Origin of the sequence: Mycolicibacterium wolinskyi str. Jessa 2025, from assembly GCF_049241375.1 — a bacterium.
Lineage (GTDB): Bacteria > Actinomycetota > Actinomycetes > Mycobacteriales > Mycobacteriaceae > Mycobacterium > Mycobacterium wolinskyi.
This window is the reverse complement of the sequence record NZ_CP185960.1, coordinates 6372779-6388856: the sequence shown is the minus strand read 5'-3', so window position 1 is coordinate 6388856 and position 16078 is coordinate 6372779. Positions and strand designations below refer to the sequence as shown.

Genomic DNA, 16078 nt, shown 5'->3' with positions numbered 1-16078 from the left:
CTTAGAGCGTACGGGCGGCGACCTGTCGCAGGAATGCGCGGGCGGGCGGGCCGGCGGTGGCCGGCGCCGCAAGCGCAAGGGTGCGGGTCGTGGCGGGCACCAGTGGGCGGGTGACGATTCCGGGCACCGGGCCCGGCAGCTCAGGAAGGATGCTCAGCCCGAGACCCGAGCGCACCATGTCGATGACGGCGGTCATCTCGTGCGCTTCGAAGTCGGCACCGAGTGCGACGCCCACCTTCTCGGCGACCGGAGTGAACACCGCCGAGCAGCCGCCCGTCGACCGGATGAAGGGTTCGCCCGCGAGGTCGGCGTAGGTGATCGCGTCGAGCCCGGCGAGCCGGTGGCCCGCCGGCAGGACCGCCACCATCTCGTTCACGCCGAGCAGCGCGGTCTCGAACTCGGGTGCCGGCAGACTCACGACACCGACGTCGGCAGCGCCGCGATCCAGCCAGCTGCGGATCTCGGGTTCACTGCCTTCCAACAGGTGCACGGTGACTCGGGGGTGGGCATCGCGGAACACACGCAGCCACGGCGCGACCGCCGTCCCGGTCGCAAACGGCAGGCTGGCCACCCGCAGTGTGCCGGTGAGTTCACCGGCCAGCGCCGCGACCTCGAGGCGCATCGCCTCCATGTGCTGCACGGCGTGGCGGGCGTGGACCACGGCGCGATCACCCGCGGCGGTGAGCGACACACCATCGCGATGGCGCCGCAGCAGCGGCAGACCCAGTTCGTTCTCGAGGCTTGCGACAGCCCGGCTGACCGCAGGTTGAGACAGGTTGAGCCGACGGCCGGCCGCGGTGAATCCACCGTCGTCGACGACCGCGAGGAACGCCTTGAGCTGAAGCAGGGTCGGCACGACAACCTCCGGTATGCGCAATCTACATGCAGCTATACCAGATATGACATGGAAGAAGCCGGCATGCAGAACGTTTACGTAATACGCATTGACCACATCGAAGGGAATGGGCATGACAGCACGACGAGTTCTGATCACCGGGGCATCGAAAGGCATCGGCCGAGCGGTGGCCGACCGGCTCGCAGCGGCCGGCCATGAACCGGTCGGATTCGCCCGATCGGCCTCGCCGGGCTTTCCCGGCAAGCTGATCGAGGTCGACCTGAGCGACCGTGCGGCCACCGACGTCGCGTTGGCCACCGTCATCGCCGACGGACCGGTCGACGCGGTGGTCAACAACGTCGGTCTGGCGACGTTCGCCCGCATCGGCAGCATCGACCTCGACGACCTGTCCCTCAACTACGACGTGAACGTGCGGACCGCGGTGCAGGTTGTCCAGGCCGTGCTTCCGGGGATGCTGGCCAAAGGCTGGGGGCGCATCGTCAACGTGACGAGTCTGACCACCCTCGGCACAGCCGAGCGCACCCCGTACGCCGCATCGAAGGCCGCGCTCGAAGCGGCCACCCGCATCTGGGCCGGCGAACTCGCTACCAAAGGCATCACCGTCAACGCCGTGGCGCCCGGGCCGACCGAGACCGAGATGTACCGGCAGCGCAGCCCCGAGGGATCCGAACGCGAGCAGCGTTTTCTGAACACGATCCCGATGCGTCGCGTCGGCAAACCCCGCGAGATCGCCCATGCCATCTGCGCCCTGCTCGACGAGGACGCGGGCTATCTCACCGGCCAGATCATCCGGGTCGACGGCGGCGGCAGCATCACTGCGGCGTGATCACGTCCTCGGCGGCCACGTAGCTGGTGTGGTGGTGCAGCCGGAAACCCAATGCGGTGTAGAGCGTGATGGCCGGCGCGTTGTCGGTCTCGACCTGGACATAGGCATGCTGAGCGCCGAGCTCGGCGCCCCAGTCCAGCAGTGCCGAGCACACCGCGCGGGCGTGCCCCTGTCGGCGGTAGTCGGGTGCGACCCGCACCGACGAAATGCCAAGCCACTTCGTGCCATCCGGTGCAGCCGTCACCGCGCCGCGCCCCACCGCGCGGTCGGCGGCCGAGGCGAACGTCAGCGTGCCGTCGACCACGGCGGTCAACACCTCGACGGGTACGTCGCGTTCGTAGATTCGCAGCCACTGCTCGTCCGGTTGCCACGCCAGCGTGACATTCGGCGTCGAATGGTGCGCTGGCGTGACAATGGCGGGCAACGGGACAGTCGCGGGGGTGTCGCGCACCATCACGCGGGTCGGTTTGATGCGTGCGGCCCGGATCGGCAGCAGCCGCTCCGGCAGCGCCAGCCAGGCCGGCAGACCACGCTCGCGATACCAGTCGACGATCGCGGGCACATCGGCGATCTGTGCCGAAAGATCAAGGGGGACAGCCGAATTCGCGCGGCTGGTGGCGCCGAGACCGGCGCGCAGGAGCCAGCCGCGGTGCCACCGTTGTTCGGTGCCCGGCCAGGCCAGTGCGGCCGCGTGTTCGAGGGCGCGGATCTCCGACGCGCGCACCGGGGTGTGGGAGAGCTCGCGCACGCTCACGATGTCGGCGGGTGCGACATCGACGAGTTCGCCGGACTTCGTGCGCACGCGAACCGTCGGTTCGGTTCGTTCGATGTGCCCGATGACGTCGGTGAGCGGTTTGCCCGAGCCGGCCGGCAGGCGATAACGCAGGCTCACCCGGCTGCCGACGGCAGGAAGGGCGGGCATCAGTGACCGAACGGGTCGGGATCCTCGCCCGGCATCCAGGACAGGCCGGGAACGCCCCAGCCGTTGCGCTTCACGGCCTTTTTCGCGGCGCGCGCATGCCGGCCGACGAGCCGGTCGATGTAGAGAAAACCGTCGAGATGTCCGGTCTCGTGCTGAAGCATGCGGGCAAACAGATCGGTGCCCTCGAGCGTGATCTCGGAACCGTCGGCGTCGAGACCCGTCACGCGCGCCCAGTCGGCCCGGCCCGTCGGAAAATTCTCGCCCGGCACCGACAGGCAGCCTTCCTCGTCGTCATCGGGATCGGGCATCGTCTCGGGAACTTCCGAGGTCTCCAGCACCGGGTTGATGATCACGCCGCGCTTGCGCGCCCGGCTGCCCCGGGTTTCGGCGCAGTCGTAGACGAACAACCGCTTGGCGACACCGATCTGGTTGGCGGCCAAGCCAACCCCGTTGGCGGCGTCCATGGTGTCGAACATCGTCTGGATGAGCTCCGGCAGGTCCGGCGGCAGCGAACCGTCCGCCCCGACCGGAACCGGCTCGGTCGGGGTGTGCAGAACGGGATCTCCGACAATGCGAATCGGTACGACGGGCACGGGGGAAGCTTAGGCGGAAATCCTTCACGTCCGACTCGCGGGCTCAGGTGTCACCTCAAGCCAGCAAGCCGTGGTTGAATACTGCCCGAACCACAGCGATGTAATTTTTCGAGTGTCGGAAGGGTCCAGGGAGCAATATGGACGGCGCCATGGCGCGGACTGAGCAATCCGGGGACGACTCTGATCTGACCGATGGGCTCACCCGGCGCGAACACGATATTTTGGCGTTCGAACGCCAATGGTGGAAGTACGCAGGTAGCAAGGAAGACGCGATCAAAGAGCTGTTTTCCATGTCGGCCACGCGCTACTACCAGGTGCTCAACGCACTCGTCGACCGGCCAGAGGCGTTGGCCGCCGATCCCATGCTGGTCAAGCGTCTGCGCCGGATGCGGGCCACGCGGCAGAAGGCGCGGGCCGCGCGGCGACTCGGCTTCGATATCAACACCTGACGGTCGCTCCCGCACGCGAGGAGGACAGATGGCCGGTGTGACGGTTCGGGCCATGCGCTCGATACAGTGGACGCAATGAATCAGCGAGAGTCGTCCGGGCTACCCCTGCGCGCCATGGTGATGGTGCTGTTGTTCCTCGGGGTGGTGTTTCTCTTGGTCGGATTCCAGGCGATCGGATCCGACGACGACTCCTCGGATCAGCAGTCGACCGTCGCGACCGCGACGACGACCACACCGCCGAAGTCCTCGCCGAAAGCCGAGCCCGAACCCGCGGCCAAGGCCGAAGTGCGCGTCTACAACATCTCCGACGTCGCAGGCGCGGCCGAAGGTACCGCCACCCGGTTACGCGACGCGCAGTGGAACGTCACCGAGACCGGCAACCTGACGATGGAGGGTGTCGCGGGTACGACGGTGTTCTTCGGCGAGGCGCCGGGTGAGCAGGAATCGGCCGAAGAAGTGGGCAAGCTGCTCGATGCTCCGGTCGAACCGCGGCGTCCCGAACTTGCCGAGCAACCACCGGGCGTCATCGTGGTGGTCACCGGTTAGGCTTTGGCCATGCTGAAGTCCGTCGGTGTCGCCGTCCTGTTCGCCGCCCCCGTTGTTGCGTTGAGTGCATGCGCCCCCAACGAACCGGTGGCCACCCAGCCCGGTACCACTCCTGCGATCTGGACCGGATCCCCATCGCCCACGGCCCCGGCCGGGGAGCACGGCGGTGAGCACGGCTCGGGTGCGACCAGTGGTGGCGAGACGCTGACGGCCGACATCAAGACCGCTGACGGCACGTCCGTCGCAACCGCCGACTTCCAGTTCGCCGACGGCTTCGCCACCGTGACGGTCGAGACCACCGCGCCCGGTCTGCTGGCTCCCGGATTCCATGGTCTGCACATCCACTCGGTGGGCAAGTGCGAGGCCAACTCGGTGGCCCCGACCGGCGGTGCGCCTGCCGACTTCAACTCCGCAGGCGGGCATTTCCAGGTCCCCGGACACACCGCACACCCGGCCAGTGGCGATCTCAGCTCGCTGCAGATCCGTCAGGACGGTTCGGGCAAGCTCGTGACCACCACCGACGCCTTCACCGCTGAGGATCTGCAGGCCGGCACCAAGACCGCGATCATCATCCACGAGAAGTCCGACAACTTCGCCAACATCCCGCCGGAGCGCTACCAGCAGGTCAACGGCACCCCGGGTCCCGATCAGACGACTATGGCCACCGGCGACGCCGGAAGTCGGGTGGCGTGCGGTGTTATCGGCGCCGGCTGACAGCCGCATCGATTTCGCCGGGTCGCCCCGGCCAACCGTCGGCGTCGAATGGGAGTTCGCTCTCGTCGACGCCGACACCCGTGAACTGAGCAATGAGGCCGCGGCGGTGATCGCCGAGATCGGCGAGAACCCGCACGTCCACAAAGAGCTGCTGCGCAACACCGTTGAGATCGTCACCGGGATCTGTGAGAACACCGGCGAGGCGATGGACGACCTGCGCGGCACGCTCGGCACCGTGCGCAATATCGTGCGCGGCCGCGGGATGGAATTGTTCTGTGCCGGAACGCATCCGTTCGCGAAATGGTCGGCCCAGCAGCTCACCGACGCGCCGCGCTATGCCGAGCTGATCAAGCGCACGCAGTGGTGGGGTCGGCAGATGCTGATCTGGGGTGTGCACGTGCACGTCGGCATTTCGTCGGCCCACAAGGTGATGCCGATCATTTCCTCACTGCTCAACCAGTACCCGCATCTGCTGGCGCTGTCGGCTTCGTCGCCGTTCTGGGAGGGCGAGGACACCGGCTACGCCAGCAACCGGGCGATGATGTTCCAGCAACTGCCGACGGCGGGGTTACCGTTCCAGTTCCAGACGTGGCCGGAGTTCGAGGGGTTCGTCCACGATCAGAAGAAGACCGGCATCATCGACCACCTCAACGAAATCCGTTGGGACATCCGGCCGTCCCCGCATCTGGGCACGGTCGAGGTGCGGATCTTCGACGGCGTGTCCAACGTCCGCGAACTGGGGGCGCTCGTGGCGCTGACCCACTGCCTGATCGTCGACTTGGACCGCAGGCTCGACGCCGGGGCGCAACTGCCGACCATGCCGCCGTGGCATGTGCAGGAAAACAAGTGGCGCGCCGCGCGTTACGGGTTGGACGCCGTGATCATCCTCGACGCCGAGAGCAACGAGCGGCTCGTCACCGAAGACCTCGACGAGCTGTTGAACCGCCTCGAGCCGGTGGCGGCGTCGCTGCACTGCAGCGACGAACTGGCGGCGGTGGCCGACATCTACCACTCCGGGGCCTCGTATCAACGGCAACGCCGCGTGGCCGAGGAAAACGACGGTGACCTCCGTGAAGTCGTTGACGCCTTGATCGGGGAACTTGAGCTATAGGGTGGGCGCATGCAGCGTTTGATGGTGGCCGGGCTCGCCGCCGCGGCGATCGGCCTGGCGGGCTGTAGCAACGTCACGGCCGGCACGCCGATGGCCGATCCCGATCAGACCGGCATATCCACGACGACCACAACGAAGCGAACCCCGACCCGCACCGCGTCGCCGTCGACACCGTTGTTGCCGCCACCATCGCCCGGCAGCGGCGGCCCGAGCGGGGCCAGCACACCGCCGCCGAACGGCATGTCGACCACCTGCACCGAATACGCGTCGCTCGACGAGGCGACCCAACGCGGCATGGTCGACCTCCTCAGCGAGAACGGCTACCCGGGAATGAAGAAGAACCCCTTCATCTGGGTCAGCTTCATCGGTGCGATGTGCGCACTCTCGGACCGCGACGCGACCGTGGTCGAAGCGATCAACAAGAAGGTTCCGGGCTGAGCTGTGCCTGTCACACCCATGTTCCCGCTCGAGGTGGCGATGCTGCCCGGTGAGGAACTGCCGCTGCGGATCTTCGAACCCCGGTACGTGGCGATGGTCGGCGACTGCATGGCCATGCCGGAACCGGCTTTCGGGGTGGTGTTGATCGCCGCCGGCCGCGAGGTGGGCGGTGGCGATCAACGGTGCGACGTGGGGGCACTCGCCCGGATCGTGGACTGCCAGAACCTGGGAGCGGAGCGGTTTCGGCTCGCCTGCGTGATGGGTGAGCGAATCCGGGTGCTGCGCTGGCTCGACGACGACCCATACCCGCGGGCCGAATTCGAGCTCTGGCCCGACGAACCCGGTGACCCGGTCGATGCTGCGCAGATCGCGGGGATCGAGGACCGGATGGTCGCGCTGTTCGACCGGATCGGGGAGGCCAAGGGGATGACCGTGCACAGCCGCGAGATCGTGGCCGCCGCCCGGCTCGACCCGGCGAATCACTTGTACGCCTTGGCTGCTCGCTTACCCATGGGGCAGGCCGACCGTTACTCCGTGCTGTCCGCGCCGACCGAGGCCGCGCGGCTGGCAGCCTTGAGCGAAGCGGTCGACACCGTCACCGCGATGGTCGAGTTCCAGCTTTCGGAATAGCTCGCGGTCGCGGGCCCGAGATCGTCGGCCTGGGTGCAGAACGGTCAGTCGCGACCCTCGAACTCCGCAATCTCGTCGCGGGTCAGCAGATCGTCGCGGATGTTCTGCTCGCGGTAGGCCAATTGGCCGACGCGATTGGCGATCACGGGAGCGGTGATGAGGGTGAACAGTCCGGTCAGGATCACCATGCCGACGTCGGCATGGCCACGCAGCCGGATCGCGGCACCCGCCAACACCAGCAGCAGGCCGAGCACCTGGGGCTTGGTCGCGGCGTGCATGCGCGAAAGCGTGTCGGGGAAACGGACGATACCGATCGCGGCGGTGAGTGCGAGCGTCGAGCCGCTGAGAATCAGGATCGCGGTGATGATGTCGAGAACGTTCACAGCAGCCTCCGTTTCGGCCGCGGATTGTCGGTGTCCGGCACGCGGAAACGGGCCACGCTGACCGAACCGACGAAGCTGATCAACGCCAGTGCGGTCAGGCTGTAGGTGACCGTGGTGTCCAGGCTGAACGCGGCCCATGTGCCGATCGCGCACAACGTGACCGCGACGAGGGTGTCGAGGGCGACCAGTCGGTCGAGCGTGCTCGGGCCGGCCAACAACCGGAACATCGTGACGGCCGCGGCCGCGGTGAGCATGATCCCCGCGATGATCCATACCCAGCTCATGAGGCGTCGACCTCCTTGTCGGACGATGGCTGCCAATCGGATTCGCGTTCGAATGCCGCGACCAGCAGCCGCTGGAATTGATCGACCTGGCGGTAGAACCGGTTCACCGAGCGTTCGGAGCCGACATCGAGAACGTGGACGTACAGCATCCGCCTGGACTGGTCGATCTCCAGGACGATGTTGCCCGGCGTCAGATTCATGATGTTGACCGCAAGCGCCAGCACCAGATCCGACTTGAGCGGCATGTGCGCGCGCAGCACCGCGGTGAGCGGCGGCGGGCCCGGCCGCACCGCCAACCACGCCACCTGAATCGACGACAGCACAAGGTAATAACCGACCAAGGCGACCAGTTTGGCCAGCGACAACGGATGCAGCTTGCCTTCCACCGGCACCGCGGGCAGCGGCAGCAACACCGTGATCAACAGCGCGATGGCCAGCCCGCTGATCAGATTCGCTGCAGAGACGTTGCCCCACAACAACGTCCACACCATGATCAGGAAGCACAGCACCCACGCGCGCAGCACGAGTCTTCTCATCGAGACTCTCCCAACACCGCCGAGACGTACTGCCCGCGATCGATCACCTCGGCGGCCGAGCGCTCGCTGTAGGCGAAGATCGGGCCTGCCGCCACCGTCAGCACGAGCCCCACCGCGATCAGGGCGCCGGTCGGCACGAGCATCCCGACGGGCATGCGTCCCACGTTGTCACGGTCGGCGAATTCGATGTCCTCGGAGTCGTCGAGCAGCACCGCGGGCGCCGCCGCGGCCAGATGTCCTTCCGGAGCGTCGGCCCTGGCCCGCCAGAACGCCTTCGTCCAGACCCGGGCCACCACGTACAGCGTCAACAAGCTCGTGACGACGCCGCCTGCCACCAGGGTCCACGCCAATGCCGAGCCGTTCTCGGCACCGGCCTCCAGCAGCGCGACCTTGCCGATGAATCCCGAGAACGGGGGAATCCCACCGAGATTGAGGGCGGGAACCACGAACACGAATGCCAGGACCGGGCTGGCCGCGGCGAGCCCGCCAAGCCGCTGCAGCGTCGACGCACCCGCCTGGCGTTCGATCAGCCCGACCACCAGGAACAGTGTCGTCTGCACCACGATGTGGTGCGCGACGTAGTAGATCGCGCCCGACATCCCGAGCTCATTGGCCAGCGCGATGCCGAACACCATGTAGCCGATGTGGCTGACGAGCGTGAACGACAACAGTCGCTTGATATCACTTTGCGCGATGGCGCCGAGGATGCCGATCACCATCGTCAGCAGCCCGGCCACCAGCAGGACAGCGTCGAGCCCGCCGCCGGGGAACAGCAGCGAATGGGCGCGGATGATCGCGTACACACCGACTTTCGTCAGCAGGCCGGCGAACACCGCGGTGACGGGGGCAGGCGCGGTGGGGTAGGAGTCGGGCAGCCACGTCGACAGCGGGAACACGGCGGCCTTGATGCCGAATGCCACGAGCAGCACCGCGAACAACGCCGAACGCGTGCCCTCGGGCACATCGTCGAGACGCACGGCGAGCTCGGCCATGTTCAACGTGCCGGTGGCCGCATAGACCAGTGCGATGCCGATCAGGAAGATCAGCGACGACACCATCGACACCATCACGTAGGCGATGCCGGCCCGCACGCGTTCCTCGCTGGCCCCGATCGTCAACAGGACGAAGCTCGCGGCGAGCAGCACCTCGAACCCCACGAAGAGGTTGAACAGGTCACCGGCGAGGAACGCCGTGCACACGCCCGCGGAGAGCACGAGGTAGGTGGGCAGGAAGATCGACACGGGCTGTCGTTCGTCGCCGTCGCGGATACCCTGGCCGATCGCGTAGACGACCACGGCCAGCAGCACGATCGACGACACCACCAGCATCAGTGCGGTGAGGCGGTCGACGACGAGGGTGATGCCGAGCGGACCCATGCCCGGGACGCTCTGACTCCAGCCGCCGACATGCAGCGCCAGGGTCCCGTCGCGGTCGGCCAGATACAGCAGCGCCGCGCACACGCCGACCACCGCGGTCAGCGCCACCTGAGTGATGATGCGCTGCAGGTGCGGCCGCCGCCCGGCGACGAGCGTGATCGCGGCGGCGATCGCGGGGATCAGCACCGGCAGCGGAATGAGCGTCTGTGCGGTCACTTCGAGCCCTCGAATCCGGGCAGCGCGTCGAGTTCGTCCGGCGCGTCGGTGTCGCGGCTCGCGTCGGGCAGCGGAATGACGTCCTCCTCGGCAGCCGACAGCTGCGAAACTCGGGTGTCCTCGGGGTCGTTGGTGACCTCCTCGGCGGTGGTCAACCGGTAGGACCGGTACGCGAGCGCGAGCACGAACGCCGCGATGCCCATGCTGATGACGATCGCGGTGAGGATCATGCCCTGGGCCAGCGGATCGGCGGTGGTGGTGGCGCCGTTGCTGCCGCGGTCGCGGATCGGCGGATTGCCGCCAGGTCCGCCGGCCGTCAGGATCAGCAGATTCACCGCGTTGCCGATCAACAACAGCCCCAACAGCATTCGCGTGAGATTGCGTTCGAGCAGCAGATACACCCCGGCGCTGGTGAGGCCGCCGATGAGGATCAGGGGAACCAGAAACGTCGTCATCGTGCCACCGCCTTCGCCGGTGCGGGCGTCTCCGCCAGGTCCAAGTCCACCCGCGCGCCGAGGCTGCGCAGCACGTCGAGCACGAGCCCGACCACGATCAGATAGACCCCGAGGTCGAAGAACAGGGCGGTCACGAACTTGACCGAACCCAGCACCGGCAGTTCGAACTGCACCAGCGCCGACGACAGGGCAGGCGCGCCGACCAGCAGTGAGGCGACCGCGGTTCCGGCCGACAACGCGAGCCCGGTCCCGAGGATCTTGCCGGCGTCCAGCGGCAGCGTCTCACCCAGCTCGTAGCGGCCACCGGCCAGGTAGCGCAGCACGAGTGCCAGGCCCGCGGTGAGGCCGCCGGCGAAGCCACCGCCCGGGGTGTTGTGCCCGGCGAAGAAGAAGTACGCCGACAGCACCATGATGAGCGGGAAGATGACGCGCGTCGCGACCTCCAGCACGAGTGAGCGGTGCCGCGGGTCGCGCAGCTCGCTGCCGCGCAGCCACGTGACGTCACCGACCGCGGGGCTGTACGCGCCGACCGGGCCGATGTCGGGCTGGCCGACGGCCGTGCTGACGCGCGGTGCCGAGCCGAACCTGCGGTGCCGGAACACAAGTGAGGCGACGCCGGTCGCCGCGACGAGCAGCACCATGACCTCGCCCATGGTGTCCCAGGCACGAATGTCGACCAGCAGCACGTTGACGGTGTTGGCGCCGTGCCCGCGGTAATAGGCGGCGTCCGGCAACAATTCGGCGATACCCGCCCCGGTGCGCGCGGCCATCGCATACACCGCGAGCGACGTGACGGCCGCACCGACGGCAAGCGCCAGCAACGCGCGCGGGAGGCGGTTCTTGTTGATCTTCGTCGCGTCGGCCTCGGCGGGCAGCGTCCGCAACACCAGGACGAAAATCACCAAAACCAGTGTCTCGACGAGGAATTGGGTCAACGCCAGGTCCGGTGCGCCGTGGAAGGCGAAGATCGCGCCGCAGCCGTAGCCGGTGACCCCCACCAGCAGCACCGCGGCCAGGCGGTTGCGCATCACCGCGGCACCCAGCGCCGCGGCCAGCATGAGTAAGCCGACCACCACCTGCAGCGGCGAATCCCACAGCGCGAAGTCGGGATGGTTGCGGGCACCGCCGAGCACGAGCGTCACGACGGGCAGGAACACCAGGGTCAGCAGGATCACCGACTGCGTCTGCGGTAGCGAGCCGCGCTGTGTCTGCGCGGTGAGCCGCACCGACACCACGTCGAGGCCGCGGATCACCGCGTCGTAGATGCGGTCGGCGTTGCCCAGCGGCTGGTAGGCCCAGCGGGTGCGGGGAAGCCTGCGCCGACCCACGAACAGCGCGATGCCGACCGCGAGCACCACAACCGACAGCAGCAACGGCAGACCGAAACCGTGCCACAACGCCAGGTGGTAGCCCGATCCGCCCGGGACGGTGTCGGCGTATTCGTCGAGCACTGCGTCCAATCCGGCCGGCCACAGCCCGAACAGCAGGCCGGCCGCCGACAGGACAGCCGGTGGCGCCAGGAAAGCGATTGGGGGCCGGTGCATCTCGGCGACGCGGACGCTCGGCTTCGGTGATCCTTTGCCGGCGAACGCGCCCCAGAGGAACCGCAGGCTGTACATCGTGGTGAAGACCGAGCCGACCACGATGCCGGTGAGCACGTACGGCGCGGCCGTGCCAAGCGCCGCGCTGTGCAGCACCGTCTCCAGATCGGCTTCCTTGGCGACGAAGCCGAAGAACGGCGGCAGCGCGGCCATGCTGGCGGTCGCGCCGCACGCGATGATCAGCAGCGGGCGGTTCTGCCTGCCCAGACCGGCCAGCCTGCGGATGTCGCGCGTGCCGGTGGCGTGGTCGATGACGCCGACGACCATGAACAGCGAGGCTTTGAACATCGCGTGCGCGCACAGCATGGCCAGGCCGGCCAGCATCATGTCCGAGCCGCCCGCGCCGACCATCACCGTGATCAGGCCCAACTGGCTGACCGTGCCGAACGCCAGGATCAGCTTCAAGTCGTATTCGCGGACCGCGCGCCAGCCGGCCAGCAACATGGTGAGCAGGCCGAGCCCGATCACCATCGGCCGCCAGAGCGGGGTTTCGGCAAACCCGGGCGTCATGCGGGCCACCAGGTAGACACCCGCCTTCACCATGGCTGCGGCGTGCAGGTATGCGCTGACCGGGGTCGGTGCGGCCATCGCGCCGGGCAGCCAGAAGTGCATCGGCACGATCGCCGATTTCGACAGTGCGCCGATCAGGATGAGCGCGATGCCGATGGACGCCGCGACGCCGGTGGGCGGTGCGGCGATGAGTTCCGACAGCAGGTAGGTGCCGGCGAGGTTGCCGAGCACGATGATGCCGACCAGCATGGCCAGCCCGCCGAACGTCGTGACGAGCAGGGCCTGGGTGGCCGCGCGGCGGCTCGTGGCGCGTTCGGCGTAGTGGCCGACCAGCAGGAACGACAGCACGGTCGTGGTTTCCCAGAACACGTACAGCACGAGCATGTTGTCGCTGATCACCAGGCCGAACATCGCCCCGGAGAACGCGACGAGCTCGGCGGCGAAGCTGGGCAGGCGTTTCTCGACTTTTCCGCCGTGGTGGTGGAAGTACTCGGCGCAGTAGAACAACACCAACGCCCCGATGGCGAGCACCAGCACGCTCATGATGGCGGCGAGCGAGTCGAAGCGCAGCGTGATGTCCATCGACAGCTCGGGCACCCACGGGAGGTGCAGCGTCGGGACCCGGTCGTGGCTCGGCCAGTTCAGACCGACCCACCCGAGCGAGCCGAGCGGCACGAGCGCAAGCGGATAGAACGCCAGCCGACCCCATTTGGCCACGAGAAGCGGCGCCACCGCGGTGGCGACCGCGTGGGCGAGAAGGACGGCGAGCATGGCACTCCGATCGGGTTGGGGTCGGGGTGTCGGCTACCGATGAGCGCTTGCGCGAAGAGCATCGGCATGAGTGGCTAATGACTTTTGTCCATTCTACGTGCGCAGTTGTGGCTAGCATCAGCGTGCAGAGCCGTCGCGCGGCGAAGGGGTGAATTCTCTTGGCAATTAACGAGGTTCTTGTGGTCGGGGCCGGGCCCACCGGTTTGATGCTGGCGTGCGAGCTCGCGCTGGGCGGTGCGAAGGTGACGGTGCTGGAGGAACGCACGTCGGCGCCCAACATCACGCGGGCTTTCGCCGTGCACGCGCGGACCCTCGAACTGCTCGACGGGCGCGGGCTGGCCGACGAACTGCTCAGCCGCGGGCTCCCGGTACGTGAGGTCGCTCCGCCGGGTGGGGCGACGCTGAACCTGAGCGAGTTGCCGACGCGGTTCGGGATGGTGCTGATCGTCCCGCAGAGCGGTACCGAGCATCTGCTGGAGGAGCGCGCCATCGAACTCGGGGTCGAGGTGCGGCGCGGGGCGGAAGTGGTGGGCCTGCGCCAGGACGCCGACTCGGTGACGGTCGACCTGGCCGGCGGGCAGAGCCTCGACGCCGCGTACGTGGTGGGTTGCGACGGCGCCCACAGCAAAGTGCGGCAGGCGGTAGGGATCGACTTCGTCGGCAAACAGTATGAGACGCACATCCTGCTCGCCGACGTTTGGTTGTCGTCCCCGCCGGAGGAGACGTTGTTCGCCCGCACCAACACGGAGGGTGTCGTGCTGTTCGTTCCGTTCGGCGACGGCTGGTTCCGTGCCATCGCGTGGGACCGGCTGCGCGAGCAGGCGCCGTTGAGCGAACCGGTGACGCTCGACGAGATACGCGATGCGTTTCAGCGCATTGCAGGCCAGGACTTCGGCATGAGCGAAATGCGATGGAGCTCGCGGTTCCTCAGCGAACGAAAGCAGGCTCGCCACTATCGATCGGGCCGGGTGTTTTTGGCCGGCGATGCGGCGCACGTGCATTCCCCGCTCGGCGGGCAGGGCGTGAACACCGGGCTCGGCGACGCGATCAACCTGGGCTGGAAACTCGCGGCAGCGGTACGCGGGCCGGCGCCGCCGTGGCTGCTCGACAGTTACGAACGCGAGCGTCATCCGGTCGGTGCTGCGGTGTTGCGGCTCACCGATGCGTTCAACCAGGTGGTCTTGAGCTCGGCGGCCACGCGTCGGCTGCGGGTGCTGGTGCTCGGCGCGGTGTTGCGCATCCCGCGGACGCGACGCTTGCTGGCCGAGCGGCTCAGCGGGATCGGCATCGCGTACCCGCGGTCGAAGGACGAGGACTGGCTGGTGGGTCGCCGCATGGCCGACGTGGACTGTGGCGGCACGCGGCTCTACGAATTGCTTCGGGCGGGCAAGTTCGTGCTCGTCACCGCCGAGCCCGTCGATATCGGCGATGACGACGTCATCCACGCGATCGACAACCGGCCCGAACTGCCCGACGCGGTGCTGGTGCGGCCGGACGGCTATGTGGCGTGGGCCAGTGAACGGTTGCCGCACGTCGATGAGGTCCGTGCGGCGATCGCGCATTGGACTCAGAAGTAGCGCAGCCACACGTACCCCCACGCCAAGGCCGTGCTGAGCAGCGTCACGACGATGCCGTAGCGGGTGAACCGCCAGAAGCTGATCGGGTGGCCGGCGCGTTTCGCGATGCCGATGGCCACGACGTTCGCGCTCGCCGCGATCGCGGTCCCGTTTCCGGAGAAGCAAGCCCCCAATGCGAACGCCCACCACAGGGCCTGGCCGGTTCCGGCGTCGGGAGCCTGCGCGACCATGCCTTCCACCACGGGCGTCATCGTCGCGGTGTAGGGGATGTTGTCGACGAACGCGCCGAACACCGCCGAACCGAACAACAGTGCCGTCGCCGCGCCGAACCAGTTGTCCCCGAACGCGGACTCCGCGACCGAGCCCAGCGCACCGATCACGCCCGTATGCACAAGCCCGGCGACCATCACGAACAGACCCATGAAGAACACCAACGTCGGCCACTCGACCTCGGGCAGGATCTCGGCGACGTCGACATCGGTGACCAGCAGCATCGCGCCCGCACCCAGCAGCGCCACGATCGACGGCGCCACGTGCAGCACCGAATGCAGCGCGAACCCGATGATCACGACGTTGAGCACCACCAGGGACCGGACCAGCAGGCGAGTGTCCTTGATCGCCCGGCGCTCCTGCAGTGCCATCACGTCATCGATGTGGACGTCGTCGCCGCGCAGATCCTTGCGGAACAGCACCCGGGTGAACACCACGAACAACGCGAAGATGATGACGACCGCGGGGGCCATGTGGACGAGGAAGTCGTTGAAGGTCAGGCCCGCGCGGCTACCGATGATGATGTTGGGCGGATCACCGATGAGCGTCGCCGCGCCGCCGATGTTGGAGGCCAGCACCTCGGCGATCAGGTAGGGCTGCGGCGCGATCCGCAGCCGGTCGCAGATCACGAGCGTGACCGGCGCGACGAGCAGGATGATGGTCACGTTGTCGAGCACCGGCGAGGCGATCGCGGTGATCAGCATCAACATGACCATGAGCCGGAACGGTTTGCCGCGCGAGCGTTTGGCCGCCCAGATGGCGAGAAAGTCGAACAGTCCGGTCTGTTTGATGACGCCGACGATGACCATCATCCCGAGCAGCAGGAAGATGACGTTCCAGTCGACGCCCTCGTGTTCGGAGTAGAACACCTTCTCGCCGGGAATGAGGCCGAGCAACGCCATCAGGCCGGCGGCGATGAGGACGGTTTTGACCTTGTCGGCCCGCTCGGTCGCGATGAACCAGAAGGCGACGACGAAGATCGTCAGCGCCAGTACCGGTGCGAGCACGGGCGGC

At 67.7% G+C, this 16078-nt stretch carries 18 protein-coding genes; 8 read left to right on the top strand and 10 right to left on the bottom strand.

Going from position 1 to position 16078, the window contains the following annotated elements:
• Position 1 precedes the first annotated feature (1 nt).
• Positions 2-856, bottom strand: a complete 855-nt coding sequence (locus tag ACOI2T_RS31750; protein WP_409504406.1) for a LysR family transcriptional regulator — start codon at positions 854-856, stop codon at positions 2-4.
• Positions 857-968: 112 nt separating this feature from the next.
• Here ACOI2T_RS31750 and ACOI2T_RS31745 point away from each other — a divergent pair, with 112 nt between their 5' ends.
• A complete protein-coding gene (locus ACOI2T_RS31745) occupies positions 969-1682 on the top strand; it encodes an SDR family oxidoreductase (RefSeq protein WP_409504407.1) in 714 nt (237 codons plus the stop codon).
• On the opposite strand, the gene ACOI2T_RS31740 is transcribed toward ACOI2T_RS31745, so the two are convergent.
• Entirely contained in the window at positions 1669-2604 is a 936-nt protein-coding gene (locus ACOI2T_RS31740) for an N-acetylglutamate synthase, CG3035 family (RefSeq protein ID WP_409504408.1), read from the bottom strand. The two genes, ACOI2T_RS31745 and ACOI2T_RS31740, sit on opposite strands and share 14 nt — an antisense overlap.
• On the bottom strand, positions 2604-3197 hold the full coding sequence (locus tag ACOI2T_RS31735; RefSeq protein WP_067849425.1) for a peptide deformylase: 594 nt from the start codon (positions 3195-3197) through the stop codon (positions 2604-2606). Before ACOI2T_RS31735 ends, ACOI2T_RS31740 begins: the two co-directional genes overlap by 1 nt.
• Positions 3198-3334: 137 nt before the next feature.
• Between ACOI2T_RS31735 and ACOI2T_RS31730 the strand changes: the two genes are divergently transcribed.
• The 6 genes from ACOI2T_RS31730 to ACOI2T_RS31705 all read left to right on the top strand — a co-directional run bounded on the left by ACOI2T_RS31730 (position 3335) and on the right by ACOI2T_RS31705 (position 7085).
• Positions 3335-3646 (top strand): nucleoid-associated protein NapA, encoded by a 312-nt coding sequence (locus ACOI2T_RS31730; RefSeq protein WP_067849423.1) that lies wholly within the window; start codon positions 3335-3337, stop codon positions 3644-3646.
• 75 nt (positions 3647-3721) lie between these two features.
• Positions 3722-4192 (top strand): LytR C-terminal domain-containing protein, encoded by a 471-nt coding sequence (locus ACOI2T_RS31725; protein WP_409504409.1) that lies wholly within the window; start codon positions 3722-3724, stop codon positions 4190-4192.
• 9 nt (positions 4193-4201) lie between these two features.
• Positions 4202-4906 carry a superoxide dismutase[Cu-Zn] gene (gene sodC, locus ACOI2T_RS31720; RefSeq protein WP_085147713.1) on the top strand — a complete coding sequence of 235 codons (705 nt, stop codon included), beginning with the start codon at positions 4202-4204 and terminating at the stop codon, positions 4904-4906.
• A complete protein-coding gene (locus tag ACOI2T_RS31715) occupies positions 4887-6017 on the top strand; it encodes a glutamate--cysteine ligase (protein ID WP_085147711.1) in 1131 nt (376 codons plus the stop codon). Before sodC ends, ACOI2T_RS31715 begins: the two co-directional genes overlap by 20 nt.
• A 9-nt stretch (positions 6018-6026) precedes the next feature.
• Positions 6027-6455 carry a hypothetical protein gene (locus ACOI2T_RS31710; protein ID WP_067849621.1) on the top strand — a complete coding sequence of 143 codons (429 nt, stop codon included), beginning with the start codon at positions 6027-6029 and terminating at the stop codon, positions 6453-6455.
• 3 nt (positions 6456-6458) lie between these two features.
• Entirely contained in the window at positions 6459-7085 is a 627-nt protein-coding gene (locus ACOI2T_RS31705; protein WP_409504410.1) for an LON peptidase substrate-binding domain-containing protein, read from the top strand.
• Positions 7086-7129: 44 nt separating this feature from the next.
• Here the strand turns inward: ACOI2T_RS31705 and mnhG are convergent, their stop codons facing one another.
• From mnhG to ACOI2T_RS31675, 6 genes are read right to left on the bottom strand one after another with little or no spacing between them, the layout of a single operon-like run.
• Entirely contained in the window at positions 7130-7468 is a 339-nt protein-coding gene (mnhG, locus tag ACOI2T_RS31700) for a monovalent cation/H(+) antiporter subunit G (protein WP_409504411.1), read from the bottom strand.
• Entirely contained in the window at positions 7465-7752 is a 288-nt protein-coding gene (locus ACOI2T_RS31695; protein WP_067849391.1) for a monovalent cation/H+ antiporter complex subunit F, read from the bottom strand. The genes mnhG and ACOI2T_RS31695 overlap by 4 nt, the downstream gene beginning before the upstream one ends.
• Positions 7749-8288 (bottom strand): Na+/H+ antiporter subunit E, encoded by a 540-nt coding sequence (locus tag ACOI2T_RS31690; RefSeq protein ID WP_067849389.1) that lies wholly within the window; start codon positions 8286-8288, stop codon positions 7749-7751. The genes ACOI2T_RS31695 and ACOI2T_RS31690 overlap by 4 nt, the downstream gene beginning before the upstream one ends.
• On the bottom strand, positions 8285-9880 hold the full coding sequence (locus tag ACOI2T_RS31685; RefSeq protein ID WP_409504412.1) for a Na+/H+ antiporter subunit D: 1596 nt from the start codon (positions 9878-9880) through the stop codon (positions 8285-8287). The genes ACOI2T_RS31690 and ACOI2T_RS31685 overlap by 4 nt, the downstream gene beginning before the upstream one ends.
• Positions 9877-10335 carry a Na(+)/H(+) antiporter subunit C gene (locus ACOI2T_RS31680; protein ID WP_067849383.1) on the bottom strand — a complete coding sequence of 153 codons (459 nt, stop codon included), beginning with the start codon at positions 10333-10335 and terminating at the stop codon, positions 9877-9879. The genes ACOI2T_RS31685 and ACOI2T_RS31680 overlap by 4 nt, the downstream gene beginning before the upstream one ends.
• A complete protein-coding gene (locus ACOI2T_RS31675) occupies positions 10332-13217 on the bottom strand; it encodes a Na+/H+ antiporter subunit A (protein ID WP_409504413.1) in 2886 nt (961 codons plus the stop codon). Before ACOI2T_RS31675 ends, ACOI2T_RS31680 begins: the two co-directional genes overlap by 4 nt.
• A gap of 158 nt (positions 13218-13375) precedes the next feature.
• Here ACOI2T_RS31675 and ACOI2T_RS31670 point away from each other — a divergent pair, with 158 nt between their 5' ends.
• Positions 13376-14794 (top strand): FAD-dependent monooxygenase, encoded by a 1419-nt coding sequence (locus tag ACOI2T_RS31670; RefSeq protein WP_409504414.1) that lies wholly within the window; start codon positions 13376-13378, stop codon positions 14792-14794.
• Here ACOI2T_RS31670 and ACOI2T_RS31665 read toward each other — a convergent pair.
• Positions 14785-16071 (bottom strand): ArsB/NhaD family transporter, encoded by a 1287-nt coding sequence (locus ACOI2T_RS31665; RefSeq protein ID WP_409504415.1) that lies wholly within the window; start codon positions 16069-16071, stop codon positions 14785-14787. The two genes, ACOI2T_RS31670 and ACOI2T_RS31665, sit on opposite strands and share 10 nt — an antisense overlap.
• Between the last annotated feature and the right edge of the window lie 7 nt (positions 16072-16078).

What these genes read in the sequence shown, in the direction of transcription:
- ACOI2T_RS31730 (WP_067849423.1), top strand. Translation starts at nt 3,335, where the DNA reads ATGGACGGCGCCATGGCGCGGACTGAGCAATCCGGGGACGACTCTGAT.
- ACOI2T_RS31710 (WP_067849621.1), top strand. Translation starts at nt 6,027, where the DNA reads ATGCAGCGTTTGATGGTGGCCGGGCTCGCCGCCGCGGCGATCGGCCTG.
- ACOI2T_RS31740 (WP_409504408.1), bottom strand. Translation starts at nt 2,604, where the DNA reads ATGCCCGCCCTTCCTGCCGTCGGCAGCCGGGTGAGCCTGCGTTATCGC.
- ACOI2T_RS31690 (WP_067849389.1), bottom strand. Translation starts at nt 8,288, where the DNA reads ATGAGAAGACTCGTGCTGCGCGCGTGGGTGCTGTGCTTCCTGATCATG.
- ACOI2T_RS31675 (WP_409504413.1), bottom strand. Translation starts at nt 13,217, where the DNA reads ATGCTCGCCGTCCTTCTCGCCCACGCGGTCGCCACCGCGGTGGCGCCG.
- ACOI2T_RS31680 (WP_067849383.1), bottom strand. Translation starts at nt 10,335, where the DNA reads ATGACGACGTTTCTGGTTCCCCTGATCCTCATCGGCGGCCTCACCAGC.
- ACOI2T_RS31745 (WP_409504407.1), top strand. Translation starts at nt 969, where the DNA reads ATGACAGCACGACGAGTTCTGATCACCGGGGCATCGAAAGGCATCGGC.
- ACOI2T_RS31695 (WP_067849391.1), bottom strand. Translation starts at nt 7,752, where the DNA reads ATGAGCTGGGTATGGATCATCGCGGGGATCATGCTCACCGCGGCCGCG.
- sodC (WP_085147713.1), top strand. Translation starts at nt 4,202, where the DNA reads ATGCTGAAGTCCGTCGGTGTCGCCGTCCTGTTCGCCGCCCCCGTTGTT.
- ACOI2T_RS31725 (WP_409504409.1), top strand. Translation starts at nt 3,722, where the DNA reads ATGAATCAGCGAGAGTCGTCCGGGCTACCCCTGCGCGCCATGGTGATG.